This is a genomic window from Burkholderia sp. GW821-FHT14F03 (assembly GCF_058803765.1).
Genome location: NZ_JBXAPG010000017.1, coordinates 101,364 through 121,736 on the forward strand (window position 1 = coordinate 101,364; position 20,373 = coordinate 121,736).

General features: G+C 72.0%; 7 protein-coding genes and 1 pseudogene (1 of these 8 cut by a window edge). All 8 read right to left on the minus strand.

What is annotated here, in order from left to right; translation table 11 throughout:
* Positions 1-1,938, minus strand: the beginning of a protein-coding gene (locus tag AC1RQF_RS14015) for an amino acid adenylation domain-containing protein (protein WP_492872275.1). 7,341 nt of this gene lie to the left of the window's left edge; the window shows 1,938 of its 9,279 coding nt (coding positions 1-1,938); the start codon lies at positions 1,936-1,938; the stop codon falls past the left edge of the window.
* A complete protein-coding gene (locus tag AC1RQF_RS14020) occupies positions 1,935-5,522 on the minus strand; it encodes a type I polyketide synthase (protein ID WP_492872276.1) in 3,588 nt (1,195 codons plus the stop codon). The genes AC1RQF_RS14015 and AC1RQF_RS14020 overlap by 4 nt, the downstream gene beginning before the upstream one ends.
* On the minus strand, positions 5,519-10,213 hold the full coding sequence (locus AC1RQF_RS14025; RefSeq protein ID WP_492872277.1) for an SDR family NAD(P)-dependent oxidoreductase: 4,695 nt from the start codon (positions 10,211-10,213) through the stop codon (positions 5,519-5,521). The genes AC1RQF_RS14020 and AC1RQF_RS14025 overlap by 4 nt, the downstream gene beginning before the upstream one ends.
* A complete protein-coding gene (locus AC1RQF_RS14030) occupies positions 10,213-15,372 on the minus strand; it encodes an acyl carrier protein (RefSeq protein ID WP_492872287.1) in 5,160 nt (1,719 codons plus the stop codon). Before AC1RQF_RS14030 ends, AC1RQF_RS14025 begins: the two co-directional genes overlap by 1 nt.
* A 65-nt stretch (positions 15,373-15,437) precedes the next feature.
* Complete coding sequence (locus AC1RQF_RS14035) at positions 15,438-15,572, minus strand: hypothetical protein (RefSeq protein WP_273995375.1); 135 nt, start codon at positions 15,570-15,572, stop codon at positions 15,438-15,440.
* 1,750 nt (positions 15,573-17,322) lie between these two features.
* Positions 17,323-17,704, minus strand: a pseudogene (locus AC1RQF_RS14040) (hypothetical protein).
* 165 nt (positions 17,705-17,869) lie between these two features.
* Positions 17,870-19,495, minus strand: a complete 1,626-nt coding sequence (locus tag AC1RQF_RS14045; protein WP_492872278.1) for a rhodanese-related sulfurtransferase — start codon at positions 19,493-19,495, stop codon at positions 17,870-17,872.
* Positions 19,496-19,564: 69 nt separating this feature from the next.
* A complete protein-coding gene (locus AC1RQF_RS14050; RefSeq protein WP_273995372.1) occupies positions 19,565-20,131 on the minus strand; it encodes a cysteine dioxygenase family protein in 567 nt (188 codons plus the stop codon).
* Positions 20,132-20,373 lie beyond the last annotated feature (242 nt).

A 20,373-nucleotide genomic window follows, 5' to 3' on the forward strand; every position in this document is an offset into this window, starting at 1 on the left:
CTCGCAATCGGACAGGCCCAGCACCGGCCCGGCGTAGTCACCGAGCCAGCCCGCGTCGAGCCCGTCGGCGACGATCACGAGCGCGGGCGCCGCGTCGGCCAGCAGCGCGCCCAGGCGCGCCGCCGGATAGCCGGGATCGAGCGGCAGATAGGCCGCCCCCGCCTTCAGCACCGCGAGGAACGCGGCGAGCAGGCGCGGCGAGCGCTCGCCCGCGACGCCCACCACCGCGCCCGGCGCGACGCCCGCCGCGCGCAGGCGTGCGGCCGCGCGCGCCGACCAGCGATCGAGGTCCGCGTAGGACCAGCGCGCGGTGCCCTGTTCGAGCGCGGTGCGCTCGGGATGCGCCGCCGCGCATGCGCGGAACAACTCGACGATCGTGGCGTCGGAGCGATACGGCTCGGCATGCCGCCCCCATGCGCGCAGCTGCGCCTCATCGTCGCCGGACAGCATCGGCAACGCGTGCGCCTCCGCTTCCGGCGCGGCCAGCGCCGCGCGCAAGAGCGCGATGTAATGCGCCCCGAGCTGGCGGATGGTGTCCGCGTCGAACAGGTCGGTGTTGTATTGCCAAACCGCGAAGGTGCCGCGCTCGTCGCCTTCGATCGACAGGTAGAGATCGAAACGCGCGAACGGGCTGTCGAGATCGAACGGGCTCGCCGTGCCGCTCGCGGTGTGCACCGCGGGCAGGCGAACGTTCTGAAACGCGAACACGGTCTGCGCGAACTGGTCGTGGCGCGGCCCGCCGCGCGCGCGCAGCCGGTCGACGATCGCATCGAGCGGCACGCCCTGCCGCGCGAAGGCGCGCGCCGTGACGTCACGCATCCGGCCGACCAGCGCGCCGAAACTGTCGCCGTCGCGCAGGTCCGCCGCGAGCGCGACCAGATTGACGAAGTAGCCGGCGATGTCCTCGGCCGCCTGGAACGGCCGGTTCGCCGCGGGCGTCAGCGCCAGCACCCGGGCCTCGCCCGTATAGCGATGCTGAAGCAGCGCGAACACGCTGAAGAGGGTCGTGAACAGCGTCGTGTTGTGCGTCCGCGAGAACGCCGCCGCCGCTTCGATGCAGTCGGCCGGCAGCGCGACGCGCAGGGTGCCGCCGCGCCCGCTCGGCGCGGGCGGCCGGGCACGATCGCCGCGGATCGCGGGCACCTCGTCGACCGAGGCGAGCGTGTCCACCCAGTCCTCGAGCTGCGCGGCATAGTCCGGCGTCGCCATCCAGCGGTGCTGCCAGGCCGCGAAGTCGCGGTAGCTCAGAGGCGGCGTCGACGCCGGCGGCGCATCCGGCGAAGCGAGATACGCGCTGAAGTCGCGGATCAGCACGCTCATCGACCAGCGATCGAAGATCGCATGGTGGATCGTCAGCACGAGCACGGCCGCCCGCTCGGGCGTGGAGAACACATCGACGCGCCACATCGGCGCGCCGCTCGCGAACGGCATGCGGGCCAGCTCCGCCGCGCGCGCGCGCAACGTGTCGTCGCCGTCGACCGCCCACCGTTCGAGCAGCACGACCGGCTCGGGCAATACCGCCTGCCGCTGCGGCTCGCCGTCGACGAACACGGTGCGCAGGATGTCGTGCCGGCGCGCGAGCGACGCGAACGCGCGGGCGATGGCCGCCGCGTCGACGGCATCCGCGAGTTCGATCGCGGCCTGTTCGTTGTACATCGCCGGATCGCCGAGCCGCGTCGCCGCGACGAGGCGCGCCTGTCCCGGCGACAGCGCCGCCGCGTCGCCGCCTTCGCCCGGCCGCGCCGGCGCGAGCGGGCTCGCGCGCGACGCCTCGTCGTCGTCGAGTACGCGCAGCAGCGCTTCCTTGGCGTCGCGCAGCCGCGCGACAAGCGCGCCGCCGAGCGCGCCCGGCGGCCCCTGGACGTGAAGCTGGTCGCCGCGGCGGTGCAGCGTGATGCCCGCGTCGGCGAGATCGGTCATGAGTCTGACCAGGGTCATAGCGTGATTTCCTCCGTGTCGGCGCCGGCGGCCGAGGTCTGTTCGGTCACGAGCCGTCGTTCCACCTGCGTCATGACGCGCGCGATCAAGGCGTCGAGCGACGAGCCGTCGATCAGGTGCGTGATCGCAACCGATACGCCCAACGCGCGTTCGAGCGCATTGCGCAGTTCCGCGCCGGTCAGCGAGTCGACGCCGAGATCCAGCAGCGAGGTTTGATGCGGCAGCGCCGCCGGGCTCGACAGCACCGCGCGCAATTCGGCGTCGAGATACTCGGCCACCAAGGCGCGGCGCGCGTCGGCCGTGCGCCCGCGCAGCTGCTCGAACGACAAGGTCCGCGCGCGCGGGGCCGGCGGGCGGCCGGTGAGGCCTTCGATCAGGCGCGGCAGGTCGGGCTGCGCGGCGATCCGCGCAAGATCGATCGCCGCGACGATCACATGCGGCTCGCCCGTGAAGGCCTGCTCCAGCGCCGCGAACGCCTCGGCTTCGCCGAGCGGATGCAGGCCGCCCGCACGGATCCGGCCGGCCGTCCTGGCGTCCGCCGCCCCCATGCCGGCCGCCCACAGCCCCCAGCCGATCGACAGCGCCGGGCGCGCGCGCGCGCTGCGCCGCTGCGCGAGCGCGTCGAGATACGCGTTCGCGGCGGCATACGCCGCCTGCCCGTGGCGGCCCACCACGACCGAGATGGACGAGTACAGCAGGAAGAAGTCGAGCGGCTGCGCATCGGTCAGGCGCTCCAGCAATACCGCCCCGCCCACTTTCGCGCGCAGCGCGGCCGTGAACGCCGCCGCGTCCAGCGTGTCGAGCGGCGCATCGCGCACGACGCCCGCGCAGTGCACGACGCCGCGAATCGGCCGGCCGGCCGTGGCGAGCGCCTCGCGCAACGCGTCTTCGTCGGCGATGTCGGCCGCCGCCGCGCGCACCTCGACGCCGTCGGCGCGCAAGCGCGCGCAGGCCGCCTGCACGGCCTCGCCGGTTTCGCCCCCGCGACTGATCAACAGCAGATGACGCGCGCCGCGGCCCGCGAGCCAGCGCGCGGTCGCGAGACCGAGCGCGCCGGTGCCGCCCGTCACGACATAGGCCGCGTCGGCGTCGAGTGCCGGGATCGCGTCGGCCGCGCCGGCCCCCGCGCGCCGCAGGCGCGGCACCAGCACGGTCGCGCCGCGCACCGCCTGCTGCTCCTCGGCGGATGCGTCGCCAAGCAGCGCCGCGAGCGTGTCGAACGAGGCCGGCGCACCGTCGACATCGATCGTGCCGCGCCACGCCTCGCCCTGCTCGCGTCGCGCCACCCGCACGGCGGCGCTCAACGCGGCGGCGACCGGGTCGACGTCCTCCGCCGGCCCGGTCGCCAGCGCGCCGCGCGTGACGACCGTGACGGGCCCCGCCGACGGCGTCTCGGCCAGATGGCGCGCGAGCGCGCCCAGCAGCGCGCCGTGACGCGCGACGGCCGCCACCGGCTCGCGCGCGGATTCGCGCGCCGCGTCGTCGAACGCAAGCACGATGCCGTGTTCGGCCGAGCCCGCCGCGCGGATCGCCTCGATCTCGGCGGCCACGATCGTGCAGCGTTCGCCCACGGCGTCGAGCGCGCGCGCCACCGCCGCGCAGCACGCCGGATCGCCCGCGACGATCCGGCCGCCCGGGCGGCGCGAGACGGCCGGCGTCGGCGCCGGCTGCCAGGCGACGCGGTACAGCGGCGACGACGCGTTCGCGCGGCGCTCGTCGACCCAGTAGCGTTGCCGGTCGAAGGCATAGGTCGGCAGCGGCGCGAGACGGCCGCCGGCGACGATCGCCGCCGGCCAGTCGACCGGCTGGCCGGCCACGTAGCGCTGCGCGAGCGCCGCCAGGCGCGCGGCCGGATCCTGCGCCGCGTCAGCCTCGGCGGTTGCCGCCGCGCGGCCGATCGGCATCGCGCCGCATACGCCGCTCGCGACGGCCGCGTCCTCGCCGCGCGCGAAGCGGCGCAGCTCGCGCGCCATCGCGTCGGCGCTCGCGGCGACCACCGCGAGCCGGTGCGGGAAATGCGAACGCGCGACATGCGACGCATGGCAGGCCGCCGCCCACGCCGACGCGTCGAGACCCGTCAGGTGATCGGCATAACGCGCGGCATTGCCGCGCAGCGAGGCGTCGGATTTCGCGGAGACGGTCAACAAGCACTCGCCCGCCTCAGCTTCAACCTCAGCCTCGGCCACATCACGCGCCGCTCCGCCCTCATCGACGCGCGGCGGCGCGACGACCACCGCATGCGCATTGGTGCCGCTGAAGCCGAACGAACTGACGCCCGCGACACAGGGCGCGTCGCCCGCGTCGATGCGCTCGTTGCCGAGCGCGAGGCGCAGCGGCAGCGTGTCCCACTCGATGCCGCGATTGGGCGTGCGCACGTGCAGCGTGGCGGGCACCACGCCATGACGCACCGCGAGCGCCGCCTTGATCAGCCCGGCGATCCCGGCCGCGCCTTCGAGATGCCCGAAGTTGCTCTTGATCGACCCGAGCAGCACGCGCGCGTCCGGCGCGCGGCCCGCGAACACGGAGGCGAGCGCCGCCGCCTCGATCGGATCGCCGAGCGCGGTGCCGGTCCCGTGCGCCTCGACATAGCGCACCTGCGACGCGTCGATGCGCGCCGCGCGCAGCGCGCTGCGCACCAGCTCGCGCTGCGCATGCTCGTTCGGCACGGTCAGCCCCGCGCTGCGGCCGTCGTGGTTGACCGCCGAACCCGCGATCAGCGCATCGATCGCGCGGCCCGCGGCCTGCGCGTCGGCGAGCCGCTGCAGCACGACCACGCCGCAGCCCTCGCCGCGCACGAAGCCGTCCGCACCGTCGTCGAACGAACGGCAGCGGCCGCTCGGCGACAGCATGTGCGCCCGACACTCGGCCGCGGTCGACAACGGCGACAGCACGACGTTGACCCCGCCGACGATCGCGATGTCGCATTCGCCCGCGCGCAGCGCATTGCAGGCAAGATGCACGGCGACCAGCGACGACGAACAGGCCGTGTCGATCGTGAGCGTCGGCCCGTGCAGGCCGAGCACGTGCGACACGCGGCCCGCGAGCACGCTGGGCGCATTGCCCGACGCCGTGTACAGGTCGACGTCGTCCGCGTCGCGGAAACGGTGCGCGTAGTCCTGGTGCATCACGCCCGCGAACACGCCCGTCGCCGAGCCTTTCAGCTCGGCGGCCGGAATGCCGGCGCGTTCGATCGCTTCCCACACCACTTCGAGCAGCATGCGCTGCTGCGGATCGAGCATCGCCGCCTCGCGCGCCGAAATCCCGAAGAATCCGGCGTCGAACGACGCCACATCGTCGAGAAAGCTGCCGGCCCGGCAGTAGATGCGCCCGCTCGCGTCCGGGTCCGCATCGAAGTAGCGCTCGGCGTCCCAGCGCTCGGCCGGCACCTCGCGCACGCCGTCCGCGCCGTCGAGCAGGCGCTGCCACAGCGCCTCCGGCGAATCGGCGCCCGCGAAGCGGCAACCCATGCCGACCACGGCGATCGGCGCGTGCAGCTGCTGCTCGACGCCGCCGAGCTTGCGCTGCAGACGCTCGATCTCGCGCAGCGCGTTCTGCATCAGGGCAGTCGTATCGATCTGGCTCATCGCGCCCCCGCTCCGCGAAGTTCGTCCAGTTTCGCGGACAGCATTTCGACGATCTCCTCTTGAGACAGCTGCGCCGTATCGGTCGACGGCTCGATCTCGGCGGCGTGAGCCCGCGCGGCGGAAGCCGGCACCGGCTGCGTCGCCGGAGCGCTGTCCGTCGCGCCGAACAGCGTGCGCGCCAGATGGTCCGCGAGCGCGGCGATGGTCGGATTCGAAAAAATCACCGTGGTCGAGATCGTGCGGCCGAAACGTTTTTCGAGCCGCACGCGCAGATCGGTGATCAGCAGCGAATCGAGGTCGTAGTCGAACAGCGAGCGCTCCGGATCGAGCGAGGCGAGCGGCGTGCCGGTCACGGCCGCCGCGTCTTCCGCCAGCAGCGCGAACAGGCGCGGCCGCCGTTCGTCGGCGGGCAGCGCCAGCAGCTCGCTGACCGACGACGTGAGGCCGGCGCCCGGCTGCGCGGTGGCGATGCCGGCGAAGCGGCTCGCCGGCACATGCGGCGGCCACTGCTCGATCAGGCGCGGCCAGTCGACCGGCAGCAGCACGATGTGCGGCGGCAGCTCGGCCGCCAGCGCGATCTCGAAGGTCGCGCGGCCGCACTCGGTGTCGATCTGGCCGATGCCCAGCTGCGCGAGCCGCCGCTTCGCGGTCGCGCTCGTGCGGGCCAGCATGCCGACGTCCTGCCACGGCCCCCAGGCCATCGACTGCGCGGGCAGCCCTTGCGCGCGACGGTGCGCGGCGAGCGCGTCGAGGTAGGCGTTCGCCATCGCGTAGGTCGACTGTCCCGCGGCGCCGAATGCGGCGGCGGCCGACGAGAACAGCACGAAGTGCTCGAGCGGATGACGCCGGGTGCACTCGTGCAGCAGCCATGCGCCCTGGGCCTTGCCGGCGAGGGTCGCGGCCAGCGACTCGGGCGTGACGTCGACGACGAGGCGGTCCTCGACCACGCCCGCCAGATGGCAGATCCCGCGCAGCGGCGGCAGCGTCGCGTCGATCTCGGCGAGCAGCGCATCGACGTCCGCCGCCACCGCCACGTCGGCCTGCTTCACCCGCACCTCGACGCCGTCGCGGCGCAGCGCGGCCAGCACCGCCTCGGCGGCGGCATCGGCCGGCCGGCGGCCGGTCAGCACCAGCGTGCGCGCGCCGAGCGCGGCGAGCCAGCCCGCGACGCGCAGGCCCAGTTCGCCCAGGCCGCCCGTGATCAGCCAGGTCGCGTCGCCCGCGAGCGCGAGATCCGCGCGGCGCGGCAGCGCGCGCTCGTCGAAGCGCGGCGCGCTGACCGCCTCGCCGCGCACCGCGACTTCGGTCTCCCGGTCGATGAAGTCAAGGCCGCGACGGATCGCGCGGGCGTCGCCCGCATGCAGCGCGAGCGTCTGGAGATGCGGCGTTTCCATCGCCACCGCGCGCGACAGCGCCTGCAGCGGCGCGGCCGCGGGCGCATCCGGCGCGAGCACGACGGCGATCCGGCACGGCAGGTCGCGCCGCGCGGCCGTCGCGAACAACGCGAGCGCCCCTTCGTAGAGCGCCGGCGCGGGCGCGTCCGCGCGCGCCTCGATCCCGCGGCAATCGACGATCAGGCCCGCCCGGTCGAACGGAATCTCGTCCACGCTCGCCACGACCAGCGTGTCCTTGCGCTCGTCGCGCAACAGCGAGGCCAAGCCCGCCGCGACCTGCCCCGCGTCGCGCAGGATCACGATCGGCTCCGGCAACGCGGCGCGCTCGCCGTCCGCCACGTCGCGCCATTCGACCGCGTAGCCCTCGCGCAGCGGCTCGATGCGCAGCAATTCATTGCGCGTGACCTCGCGCGATTCGAGGCCGGTCAGCTCGATCAGCATCCGGTTGGCGTCGAACACGCTCGCCGCGCCGCGCCCGGCCGACGCATGGCAGCGCATCCCGGCGCCCGTGCGCCCGTGCAGCGCGAGCCGCGCGATGCGGGTCGGCACGAACGCCTTGCTGCCGTCGGGCCGCGCGGCGGCCGCCACCAGCTGCAGCACCGAATCGAGAATCCCCGGGTGCAGCTGCCACCCCGCGTCGTCGGCGTCGGCGCGCATCGCGCAGGATGCTTCGCCATCGCCGACCACCATCTCCGAGAGCCGCCGGAAGGTCGGCCCCATGACAACGCTGCGCGCGCGCAGCCAGCCGTCGAGCAGCGCGGCGGAGATCGCTTCGCCCTGCACCGGCTGCGCCGGCGCGACGCCCGGCGCTTCGCCCGCGTCGACCCGCGCCGTCGCATGGATGTCGGCGGAATCGGGCGTCAGCACCGTGGCCTCGAAGCCCTCGCCGTCCCGCACCAGTTGCAGCTGGACGTGCCGCGCCGCACCCGGCGGAATCACCAGCGCGGCCGGGAATCGCAGGTCGCTCAGCACGCAGGCGTCCGATTCCGTGAGCACACGCACGCCGTCGGCGATCATCACCGCGAGCGCCGCGCCGGACACCACGACCTTGTCGTAGATCACGTGATCCTGCAGGAACGGCAGCGTGGCCACGCTCCATTCGGCGTCGAAGAAGATCGCGTTCAGCGCGGGCGCGTCAGTACGCCGTCCGAGGAACGGGCTCGCACCGCCCGTCGCGAAGCGCGGCGCGCGGTCGATCCAGTGGCGTTCGCGCTGGAACGGATAGGTCGGCAGCACCACGCGGTTGCCGTCGCGGTAGTGCTGTGCGAGATCGAGCGTCACGCCGGCCGTCCACAGCCGCGCGAGCGTGTCCGGCGAAGCCGGATCGAGCGACGCCATGCCGGCCGCCTGCGCGCCCAGCGCCACCTCGCCGAAATCGAGCACGTATTCCGCGCCCGCCGCTTCCAGCGCCGCCGTGGCGGCGGCGTCCGCCGTCGCGTTCGCGTTCGCGAGTTCGTCGCGCACGGCTTCCGCGCTGTCGAGCGGCAGGCCCGAGGCCGCCCCGATCCACAGCAGCGACGGCGCGACGGCGCGCGCCACGCGGCGCTGCCGCGCATCGTCGAGACTCAGCGCGCCCGCCGCGAAGGCCGCCGCGAACACGCCGTCGCCCGTCGCGCACACGCTGGCCGGCGTGACGCCGCTCGCCTGCCAGGCCTGCACGCCGGCCAGCGCCGCATCGAGGTCGCGCACGCCGCCGAACGCGAAACTCACTTCCGGCACGCGCGCCGGCAGCGCCGCCGCGATCACGCCCGCTTCGCGCTCGCCGGCGGCGAATGCGCGCAGCGCACCGATCAGTTCCGCGCGGGATTCGGCGCGAAACGCCGCGCGCTGCTCCCAATGACGACGCCCGAGGGCCGCCGTCAGGCACGCATCCTCGATCCGCAGTTCGGGATTCCGTTCGAGAAACGCCGCATAGTCCGCGCACAACGCGGACAGCGCCGCGTCGCCGCGCGCCGACAGCAGCAGGAGCGGCGCGACGTGCGGCGTGCGCGGCGCGCGCGGCGGCGCGGCCTCGATGATCACGTGCGCATTGGTGCCGCCGATGCCGAACGAACTCACGCCCGCGCGTCGAACCGGCGCCGCCCACGGCGTCGTCGCCGCCGGCAGGTAGAACGCCGACTCGCCGCGCAGCGCGTCGATCGCCTGCGCCGCGCCGAGCGCGCCCGGAATCTGCCCGTGCTCGACCGCGAGCGCGGCCTTGATCAGCCCGCACGCGCCCGCCGCCGCGTTCAGATGCCCGACATTCGCCTTCAGCGTGCCGAGCGCGCAGCGTGCGTCGGCGTCGGCGCGCTCGCCCAGCGCCGCACGCAGCGCGGCCAGTTCGACCTCGTCGCCGATCGCCGTGCCCGTGCCGTGCGTCTCGACATAGCCGATCGACGCCCCGTCGACCTCGCTGAGCGCGAGCGCCTGGCGGATCACGTCGTTCTGCCCGCGGCCGCCCGGCGCGGTGAAGCCGACCTTCGCCGCGCCGTCGTTGTTGACCGCGCCGCCGCGGATCACCGCCATGATCGGATCGCCGTCGGCGAGCGCGTCCTCCAGGCGGCGCAGCACCACCACGCCCGCGCCGTTGCCGAACACCGTGCCGCTGCTGTCGGTCGTGAACGGCCGGCACGCGCCGTCCGCGGACAGGATGCTGCCCTCCTCGTATACATGCCCCTGCCGCTGCGGCAGCGCGACGCTGACCCCGCCCGCGACCGCGAAATCGCACTGGAAGCTCAGCAGCGCCTGCAAGGCCTGGACCACCGCGACGAGCGAGGTCGAACAGGCCGTCTGCAGCGTGATGGCCGGGCCGCCGAAGTCGAGCCGGTAGGCGACCTGCGTCGCGAGATAATCCTTGTCGACGCCGACCCATTGCTGCAGATAGCGATTCGGCGAGGCGCGATCGAGCCGGTCGCGCACGTGGTCGACGAGATAGTCGACGCTGGCCGAGCCGGCCCAGATGCCGACGCGCGCGCCGCGCACCGCGCCGTGCCCGGCGCGTTCGAGCGCCTCGTGCACGCATTCGAGGAAGATCCGCTGCTGCGGGTCCATGGCCGCCGCCTGCGACGGCGGGATGCCGAAGTACGCGGCGTCGAACTGGTCGACGCCGTCGAGCGGGCCGCCCGCGCCGACGAAGCCGGGCTGGGCCAGCACCGTCTCCGGCACGCCCTCGCGGCGCGCCGCGTCGGCGCCGAAGCGCTCGATCCCGACCCGGCCGTCGGCGATCATCGACCAGAACTGTTCGAGGGTGGCGGCGCCGGGCAGGCGGCAGCTGGCGCCGATGATGGCAACGGCGTCGACGGGTGTTTCGTAAGTCATCACAAAGCCTCCTTGCGTGCGCGTACGCGCTGTCGATAGGCGCGTACGCCGTCGACGTCAGTCGTAGGTGAAAGGGTTGCCTCGCCCGAGCCGGCGCGCGCGGCGAGCGCGCGGATCGTGGCCAGCGAGAAGAATTCGACGAGCGGCGGCACCGCGACGCCGCGCGACGCGAGCAGCGCGCGCAGCCGCACGATGTGCATCGAGGTGGCGCCCGCATCGAAGAAACCCTGCTGCGGGTCGATCTCGACGCCGACCACCTCGGCGAACGCGGCGCGCATCGTCGCCTCGAGCGAGGTGTCGCGGCGCGCCGCGACCGGGGCCTGGACCGGAGCGGCGGACGCGGCCGACGGGGCCGCCATGGCGGCGAGACGGGCGCGGTCGACCTTGCCGTTCGCCGTGAGCGGCAGCGCATCGAGCACCATCACGTGATGCGGCTGCATGTAGGCGGGCAGATGCAGGACCAGCTCGGTGCGCACGGCCGCGACGACGTCGCCGTGCGACCCCGGGTGCGCGACCACGTGCAGCTGGATCACCGTCGCGCCGCTGCGCTTGGCCACCGACGCCACCGCGCGCGCGACGCAGCCCGCGCGCATCGCGGCCGCCTCGATCTCGCCCAGCTCGATCCGGTAGCCCTGCACCTTGACCTGCCCGTCCATGCGGCCCAGCAGTTCGAGTTCGCCGTCGGGCAGCCAGCGCGCGAGGTCGCCCGTGCGGTACAGCCGCCGGCCCTCGGCGTCGAGGAAGAAGCGGCGTTCGGTTTCCGCGTCGTTGCCGAGGTAGGCGAGCGCGAGGCCGCGTCCGCCGAGCAGCAGCTCGCCCACCACGCCGTCCGGACGCTCGCGGCCGTCGGCCGTGCGCACGAAGCACTGCTGGTTCGACAGCGGCCGGCCATAGGGAATCGACGCGAGCGCCGCGTCGGCGGGCGCGATCGGATGCACGACCGACCAGATCGACACTTCCGTCGCCCCGCCCAGGCTGATCGGCCGCAGCGCCGGAAACGCGTCGCGCAGCCGCGCGGCCAGCCCGGGCGCGATCCAGTCGCCGCTCAGGAGCGCGAGGCGCAGATCCGGCGAGCGCGGCGCCGCCACGTCGAGCAGCAGTTCGAGCACGGCCGGCACGGAGTTCCAGATGGTGACCTGTGCGTCGCGCAGCGCCTGCGCGATCGCATCGGGATCGCGCGCGCGCTCGGGGAACACTACCGTGCCGCCCGCCGCGAGCAGGCCGAAGATGTCGTAGACCGACAGGTCGAAGGCCAGCGACGATACGCACAGCGCGCGATCGGCCGGGCCGACCGCGAAACGCGCGTTGAGGTCGTCGATCGTGTTCGCGGCGGCGGCGTGCGCGATCAGCACGCCCTTCGGCCGCCCCGTCGAACCGGACGTGAAGATCACGTAGGCCGCGTCGTCCGTGTCCGTGTCCGTGTCCGTGTCCGTGTCCGTGTCCGTGTCCGTGTCCGTGTCCGTGTCCGTGCTCGTGTCCGTGTCCGTGCTCGTGCTCGTGCTCGTGCTCGTGCTCGTGTCCGTGCTCGTGTCCGTGCTCGTGTCCGTGCTCGTGTCCGTGTCCGTGCTCGTGTCCGTGCTCGTGTCCGTGCTCGTGTCCGGCTCCGGCGCGCTGCGCGGCAGCCGCAGGTCGAGGCGCAGCGTCGGCACCGGCAGCGCCAGGTCGCCCGCCGTCGTGACCGCGTGACGCGCGCCCGCCTCCCCGAGCAGCTCCTCGATGCGCGCGATCGGCCAGGACGGCTCGATCGGCAGGTACACCGCGCCCGCCAACACGATGCCGAGCAGCGCCGCGACCGCGCGCGGGCCCGGCGCGACGATCGCCGCCACCACCTCGCCGCGCGCGACGCCGCGTTGCCGCAGCGCGCCGGCGATATCCTCCGCGTCGCGCAGCAGCGCGCCATACGTCAACGTCGTCCCGCCCTGCATCACCGCGATCGCCTCGGGCGTCGCCCGCGCATGATGGACGATCGGCGTCTCCAGCCGGCGCGGCGCGCGCGCGACCCCGGTGGCGTTGGCGGCCGCGCGCCGCGCCGCCTGCTCCGGCGCGAGCCGCGCGATCGTCGGCCGTTCGACGGCGGCCGCTTCGGTCGCGATCGTCTCCAGCGCGCCGAGGAAGGTCGCGAACATCGCGTCGACCAGGCCGTCGGGGAACAGCTGCGCGACCGATTCCCACATCACGACCAGCTGCTCGCCGCGCCGGCCGAGAATCGCGTGCAGCGACACCTGCGGCGTCGGATTGGCCATGTCGACCACGCGCCCGATGCCGTCGAGGATCGCCAGATCGTCGGCCGGATCGCCCGACAGCAGGCTCGTCAGCACCACCGGCATCAGCACGGGCGCGCCGTTGCGGCGGGCCAGCTCGCGCAGGATCGATACGCCGGAGCACCACGGCGCGTCCAGATCGGCCCACACCTGCTGCTGCACCGCCTGCGCGAACGCGCCGAACGATGCGTGATGCGCGCTCAGCGTCAGCAGGGTATTGCTCGTGTAGTCGCCGATCGCCTGCCCAGCCTGCGCCGCCCGCGTATTGCAGGTCACGTTGAGCGTGAAGGCGTGGGACGCCGCCCACAGCCGCAGCACGTCGGCGAACGCGGCAATGCACAGCGACGTGAGCGTGACGCCCAGCGCCTGCGCGCGCGCCGTCAGCGCGGCGGACAGCGGCGCGCTCAGTTCCGCGCGACAGGCGGCGAAACGCGGCTCCGCGACCTCGGCGAGCGCCATCGTCATCGGCAGTTCGGGGGCCGGCGCGACCGATTCGACCCGGCGCAGCCATGCCTCGCGGTGCGCGTCGGGCAGCGACGGCGGCGGCAGCGGCGCGATGAACGGCGCGGGCGTGTCGGCCGCGCCGTGAACCAGTTCGTGCATCAGCAGCAGGAAGCTGCGCAGGTCGCCCGCCAGCAGCCCGAGCCGGAGGTGCAGGATCGCCGTGCTGTCGGTGAGGCGGGTGACGGCCGCGACGACGGGCTGCGCATCGCGCTCGGCCAGCAGCGCGCGCGTCGCGCGCAGGCATTCGTCCGCGGCCGCCGCGTCGAGTCCGCGCAGATCCTGCTGCGGCAGGGGCAGGTCATAGGCGTGCGCATCGAACACCCCGCGCCCGTCCGCGCACACCGTCATCCGCAAGGACGGATGACGCGCGACGAGCTGCGCGAGGCGCCGGCCCAGCTCGGGCACGCGCGCGGCGTCGACCTCGAAGTCGACGCGGATGTGCGGCGCCACGCTGCCGAGCGGCACGCCGCCCTGTTGGCCGATCCAGTAGGCCTGCTGCATCTCGGACAGCTCGAACGGCTCCCCGGCGGCGTACTGCCGCAATGCGGCGGGCGCGGCGGCGGGCGCGCGCGGGCCGTCGGCGATCATGTCGCGCAGCTGCCCGGCCGAGGCTGCGAACAGCGTCGCGAACGACAGTTCCACGCCGTGACGCGCGCGCACGGCGGCAGCCAGCCGCGCGGCCGACAGCGAGTCGAGCCCGAGGTCGATGAGCCGGGCGGCGGGATCGGTCGCGGCCCCGGGCACGAAGCGGGCGATCTCGGCCAGGAGCGCATCGTCGGCCGCGTCGCCGCCGTCGTCGGCCACGATCCGCAGCTCGCCGCGCAGCAGCGCGTCGCGCGTGGCGATCCGGCGGGTCTTGCCGCTCGACGTGCGCAGGATGCTCCCGCGCCACAGCAGCACGATGCGCGCCGGAGCCACGCCATGCGCCCGCGTGAGCGCCGCGCGAATCACCGGCAGGATCGCGCGCGCGGCCGCCTCGTCGCAGCCGGCGCGCACCTCCGCGCCGACCAGGATCCCCTCGCCGTCCGCGCCGTCGACCGCGGCCGCGAACACGCGCCCCATGCGGATCGACGGATGGCAGGCCGACACGGTGTCTTCGAGGTCGTGGCTGTAGAAATTCCGGCCGCCGACGATGATCAGGTCTTTCAGGCGGCTCGCCACGAACAACGCGCCGTCATGCAGGAAGCCGAGATCGCCGGTCCGCAGCCACGGGCCGTCGCCGTCCGCCAGCCGCGCGCCGAAGATCTCGCGCGATTCCTCCGGTCGCCGCCAGTAACTGTCGGCGACCGTGCGCCCAGCCACCCAGATTTCGCCGATGGCGTCGGGCGCGCACGGCACGCGCGTGTCCGGGTCGACGATCCGCACGCGCGTATCGATCAGGCTCGCGCCGCACGCCGCCAGCTCCACGCCTTCCACATCCGTCGCCACGCGGCCGCGCGCCAATGCGCCGCGCTCGAAACGCATGCTGCGCGTGCCCTCTCCGCAGCACCCGGCGGTCACTTTCAGAGTCGCCTCGGCGAGACCGTAGCCGGGCACGACCACGGATTCGCCCAGCCCGAACGGCGCGAACGCCGCCGTGAAGCGGCGCACCGTGTCGCAGCGCACGGGTTCCGCGCCGTTGAGCGCGTAGCGCAGCGACGACAGGTCGGTGCCGGGCGCGAGATCGGCCGCGCGGTCCGTGCACAGCGCGTAGGCGAAATTCGGCGCGGCCGTGTGCGTGCCGCGCCGTGCCGCGATCGCGCGCAGCCACGACATCGGCTGCGCGACGAATTTTTCCGGCGCCATCAGATAGGCGGGGAAGCCGCAATGCAGCGGCGTGAGGATGCCGTAGACGAGGCCCATGTCATGGAAGTACGGCAGCCAGCTGACCATCACGCTGCGCGCGTCGTGCATCGCGCCGCGATCGAGGTCGTCGATCGTCGCGCACAAGCCCGTGTGCGTGACCACGACGCCCTGCGGCGTGCGCGTCGACCCCGACGTGTATTGCAGCAGCGCCGGGCTGGTATCGGCCACGACCCGCAGGAAGGGCGCGCCGCGCTCGCCGTCGTCCGTGCGCATCCAGCGCAGGTCCGGCAGCGCGTCGCGTGCTTCGGCGGTCAGCGCGATGGTTGCGCCGCAGTCGTGCGCGATCGCGACCATCGTGTCGCGACCGTGGCGAGGCGTGATGGGAACGGGAATCACGCCGGCCAGGCAGCAGCCGAAGAACGCGGGAACGAAGTCCAGCGGATCCTGGTAGACCAGCATCACGCGGTCCCCGATCGCCGTCTCGCGCGCGAGGCGCGCCGCGATCGCGGATGCGCGCTCGCACAATGCCGCGTAGGTCAGCACCGCGTCCCGCGTCGGATCGGCCGATGCATACGCGAGCAGATCGGGCGTCGCTTCCGCACGCGACATCAATCGTCCAGCGATGGACAACACGTCGCGGCGCGACCCGGCCGATACGCCGTTGGATGAAACATTCATTGCGCGTTCTCCGTCGTACGGCCATCGTGCCGGCGCGTGCGCACCGCCGGGTCGGTCCGATCCGGCCCGGATCCGTTCCGGACCGAGATCCGCTCGGCGCCGTCGACCCGTCGCTTCAATTCGACCTTCATCGAAAATCTCCTTGTTGACTCGACATTACTTAGGTATGCGAATATAAAAGCCGACATCCGGAACGCCAGAACCGCCCAGGAATGCCAGCGAACCGCCATGACGCCGCCTGGATCGGCGCCCTATGCGTGTCTCGGACACGATCACGCCCGGCCGACGTGACCAGGTCAGCCGGATCGTGGATTTGTTGTTGTGAGGATGAGTGGTTGACTCGGCAACCCGGGATGAGCCGGGCCCATGCGACGCGCAAACGAATGCTTGGCGCGGGCCGGCTTGGCATCAAGGCCGGCGGCAATCGACAGACTGCGGTGTTGCCGGCGATGCGAAATGCGGCATGCTCTACCGATGGCACAACACGGCAGGCATCGAATCCAGCTTAATGAAATCGCACCCGGAATGCCGCACTTCATTGAACAAACCATGAATCAACGCAAGCTCATGCATTTAAATTCTTCGTTGAATCAAATCAATCCCTCGATCATCGACACCCAATCCGTTCGTTAAACGCGAAATCGTTTCACGCCACGATGCGCCGCGGGCTCAAGCCGCGACTTTTCAGGAGCGCCGGCCCTGCCCGGCCTACCGCTCAAGACCGCCGACGCCCCTCAATAAAGACATGCAAAATATTTCAAGAATCACAATAAAGACATGCGTACATTTTCAATTCAAGACACATCAAGCACGATAAAGCGAGCATTTCGTTTAAAACCGAACATGGTCGCAAGATTATCATTTTTAAGCCGCCGCTGTCGATATATCTGTATCAAATATGCATATTCAAATTAAATGAAACAATTCTACTCCATGAAAACTTCCACGAGCACAACACCAGAGCATCGATAAAATTATTTCAAAATTCATTTGTTTTAAATTCGATAATTCATCTCCTTGAAATGAGAGTCGTCGATATCACCCCGAAAAGATGAACAATCGATCGGAAAAGGATCTTCACTCTGCCCGGGCGAGCGAAGATCCGGATCGCCTGCCATGCGCATCATCCCGCGCCCTCTGGAAACGCTCGCCCTTTCCGGTTTTGTTCGGATTCAGTGCGCGTCGCTCGGGACGATCGATCTTGGCGTTGAGCCGCCGGGAAGCGCTCTATATCCGGACGCGCTCCATCGAATCGCGGGACGGCGTTCTCGCGCAGCCCAGCGCCAGCCCACTCCGGCTCGATCCGTTTGGCTGATCGTCACGCCAAGCCGGTTCGCCTGCGCGGCACGCATCCGCCGATGTCGCGCTATCTCTCCATCCTCGAACCGCGCAGGCAAGCAACGCATGCCATGATCCAATGCATCGGATTCCTTACGATGATGCGTCATGAAACATGAATGACGCCGTCACGTATTCACCTTGACGCCGATCCGCCGCCGCTTCGGACGGAACGATCTCGATCCAGTCGGGCCATGAGGGCGACCAGCGCTCCGCCCACGCGGCGGCGTTGTGAACCGACGCGATGGAGACGCGATCCGCGTCAGCGAACGCTCATGGAACGGCCGCGCCGATGATGCCGCGGCAGGAACGGCCAAGCGGATCTGCGCGGCACGCGGCAAGTCATTCCCCGAGAGGATCAATCCCGACCATGCGACCCGCTACCTCGCGCCCGCCGCCAAGGCGCATGCATCGGACTCCGATTCCGGCTGATGCCGGGCGCTGTCGCAGCCGGCGCGGCGGCCGCTTCGCGCCGAAACGCCCGAGGCAATCCTTCGCCCGACGCGCCGGACGCCGGCCCGGTGACGCCACCGCACGCCTCGACTATTGATCGCCCCCCACGCTACCGCCCAGGCGCAAACGGCTTTCCGCGATCCACCCCTCCACCGCCTCTCCCGTCTTGTCGTTCACATACATCACCTGATACCACTTCTGGTAGGGCTTGTAGACGGTCACGGTGTCGCCGGGAACGATGAATGTCCGCTTCATCATGCACGGGGAGGCCGGGGCGGAATGGAAATACGCGCGCCCCGGTCCAATGACCGTCGCGGCAAGCGGCGGCCTGAAATTGTCATCGGGCCCGCCGGCCGCCTCGTTCAGATGCCGACAAGTTCGCCACGCCCTGCCCATGAACGGGCATCATCGTGCAGCACGCGCACAAGGCGAGGACCGTTGCCCACGTGCTCACCGGGATTTTTGTCACCATGGCTCACTTGTAACGACGAACAACCTGCCGCCCCGCCATCCGAACGCCGGATGACGGCGGCTTCCCCCGAGGCGCGCCATCGAAGCGTGCCTCGCCGGCGCGTCCGACCTCGCGCGCTTGCCCGGCCGCGCGCGAACCGGCCGGCGCAACCGCCCGCCCGCGCCCTCAGATCACCGTGAAATGATGCGTGCCGTCGCGCTTCAACTGATCCACGAGCCCGTACTCCCAGTCGAGGTACGCCTGCATCGCGGCGGCCGCGTTGTCGGTGCCCTCGTACGGCCGCCGATAGCGATCGACGCGCGGCGACGCGAGCCGCGTCTCGCCGTGCTCGAGCGGCAGCCCCGCGTCGCTCCACGCCGCCGTGCCGCCCGCCAGCACCGCGATCTGCGCCGAGGCCGGCAGCAGCGCGCGCGCATCGGCCGCCGCGAACCGCGCAAGCAGGCTCGATCCGCACGTGAAAACGTAGCGCTTCGCGACCGGGATCGCCGCGAGCGCATCGCGCAACCGGGCGCGCACGGCGAACCACGCGCCCGGGACATGGCGCTTCACGTAGTTCGCACTCGCCGTCACATCGATCACGGCGATCTCGCCGGGCGCGGCCTGCGCCAGCCAAGCGGCGAGCGCCGCGGGCGACACCTCCGACGCATGCGGCGGCGCCGGCGCGTCGCGCGGCGGCTCGCCGCGCTCGACCCGCGCCGCGGCGTCGGCCGGCTCGACCACCCTCGCATCCCAGCCCATCTGCGCGAGCCACGAGGCGGTCATGTCGGCGCGCACGCCGTCATCGTCGGCCAACACGATCCGCGCGCCGCGCACGGCCGCGTGATGATCGGTCTCCTGCACGAGCTGGCCGCCCGGCGTGCTCAGGAAGCCCGGCAGATGACCCGCCGCGTATTCCTCCGGCGTGCGTACGTCGAAGCGGTACAGCGTGCGGCCCGGCGTGTCGAGCGCGGCGACCTCGGCCAACGCGATGCGCGGCACGCCGGCCCGCTCGGCCACCGCACGCGCCGCGCGGCGCGCGTCGGCGCGCAACGCCGCGTCGATCGCGTCGGGACCACGCCGCGCCGCGCCGCGGTCGAGCGCCTGACCCGCCAGCGTCCAGCCGATCGTGCCGTTGCGCAGCGCGGCCACCGGATTCGGCAGCCCCGCGTTGATCAGCGACTGCGTGCCGATGATGCTGCGCGTGCGGCCCGCGCAGTTGACGACCACCTGCGTCGCAGGGTCCGGCGCGAGCGCGCGCACGCGCAACACGAGTTCCGCGCCCGGCACGCTCGTCGCGGTCGGGATGCTCATCGTCTGATATTCGTCGAAGCGGCGCGCATCGACGATCACCACGTCCGCCCGCGCATCGACGAGCGCCTTCACCTGCTGCGCGGACAGCGACGGCGTATGCCGCTCGGCCTCGACCCACTCGCCGAACGACTTGCTCGGCACGTTCACGTCGATGAACAGCTCACCGCCCGCCGCGCGCCAGCCGGCGAGGCCGCCTTCGAGCAGCCGCACGTCGGTATAGCCGAGTTGCGCGAGTTTCTCCGCGGCGCACGGCGCGAGATCCTCGCCGTCGGCCTCGCCATAGACGACGATCGGCGTCGTGCGGCGCGGGATCCGCGTCCACGCGTCGAGTTCGAGCTTCGACAGCGGAAAATTGGCCGCCCACAGCGGATGGCTTTGCGCGTAGGGATCCTCCTCGCGCACGTCGAGCAGCGCGATCTCGTCGCGGGCGAGCAGACGCGCGCGCACGTCCTGGCAGGACGCGACAGAAAAGCGGGAAGTGGAATCGGCGGATGGCGTCACGATATCGGTTGAAGTCGGTGAGAAAGGGGAAGAGAAGCCCGGATCGACGCGCGCGTCACGCGTCACGCATCACGCATTCGAGTAACCCGACACGAACGGCTTCACGGTGCCATCGTCGAGGTAGACCGCGCGCCTGACCTTGCCGATGTCCGCACCGTACACGTGAATGCTGATCGACACCTGATCCGCGCACGCATTGGTCACGCGGTGGATGTCGCCGATACGCGGCGACACGGCCTCGATCGCGCCCGGCCGCAACCGCACCGCAGCGCCCGATGGCACGGGCCGACCCGCTGCGTCGAGCCGATACGGTTGCGAGAACTCGCCACCGCGCAGCATGCCGATCAAGCCCCACACCGTATGGTCGTGGATCGGCGTCGTCTGGCCGGGACCCCATACGAAACTGACGACGCAAAAACGGGCGTCGGGATCGAGATGCAGCAGGTACTGGCGGTAGCGCTCGGGGTCGGGTTGCGCGAACGCGTCGGGCAGCCAGTCGTCGCGTGCGACGAGCGCGGCAAGCAGCGCCCCGCCCTCGGCAAGCAGGCGCGCCTCGTTCGCGCCGGACGCGAAGAGCGCATCCAGCCCGTCGATCAACGGGCGCAACGACGTCTCATGTAACGAAGGCCCGCTCATCGACCGCCTCTTCGAATGGGATGGACCGCCATGATGCACCTGAAACGCCATGTGCGACACATATGAAGATTGGCGATATCGATGCGGAGGCGACGGGTATCCGCAGCCGGGTTGCCGGGCCAGCCTCCGATGATGCAGCCCGCCATCACACCGCTGGGCGGTGTGGGCGGTGTGGGCGGTGTGGGCGGTGTGGGCGGTGTGGGCGGTGTGGGCGGTGTGGGCGGTGTGGGCGGTGTGGGCGT

Bases quoted from the DNA above. Each gene is read 5' to 3' on its own strand.
- AC1RQF_RS14020 (WP_492872276.1), bottom strand. From the start codon at position 5,522: ATGAGCCAGATCGATACGACTGCCCTGATGCAGAACGCGCTGCGCGAG.
- AC1RQF_RS14025 (WP_492872277.1), bottom strand. From the start codon at position 10,213: ATGACTTACGAAACACCCGTCGACGCCGTTGCCATCATCGGCGCCAGC.
- AC1RQF_RS14030 (WP_492872287.1), bottom strand. From the start codon at position 15,372: ATGTCGCGTGCGGAAGCGACGCCCGATCTGCTCGCGTATGCATCGGCC.
- AC1RQF_RS14035 (WP_273995375.1), bottom strand. From the start codon at position 15,572: ATGAAGGTCGAATTGAAGCGACGGGTCGACGGCGCCGAGCGGATCTCG.
- AC1RQF_RS14050 (WP_273995372.1), bottom strand. From the start codon at position 20,131: ATGAGCGGGCCTTCGTTACATGAGACGTCGTTGCGCCCGTTGATCGAC.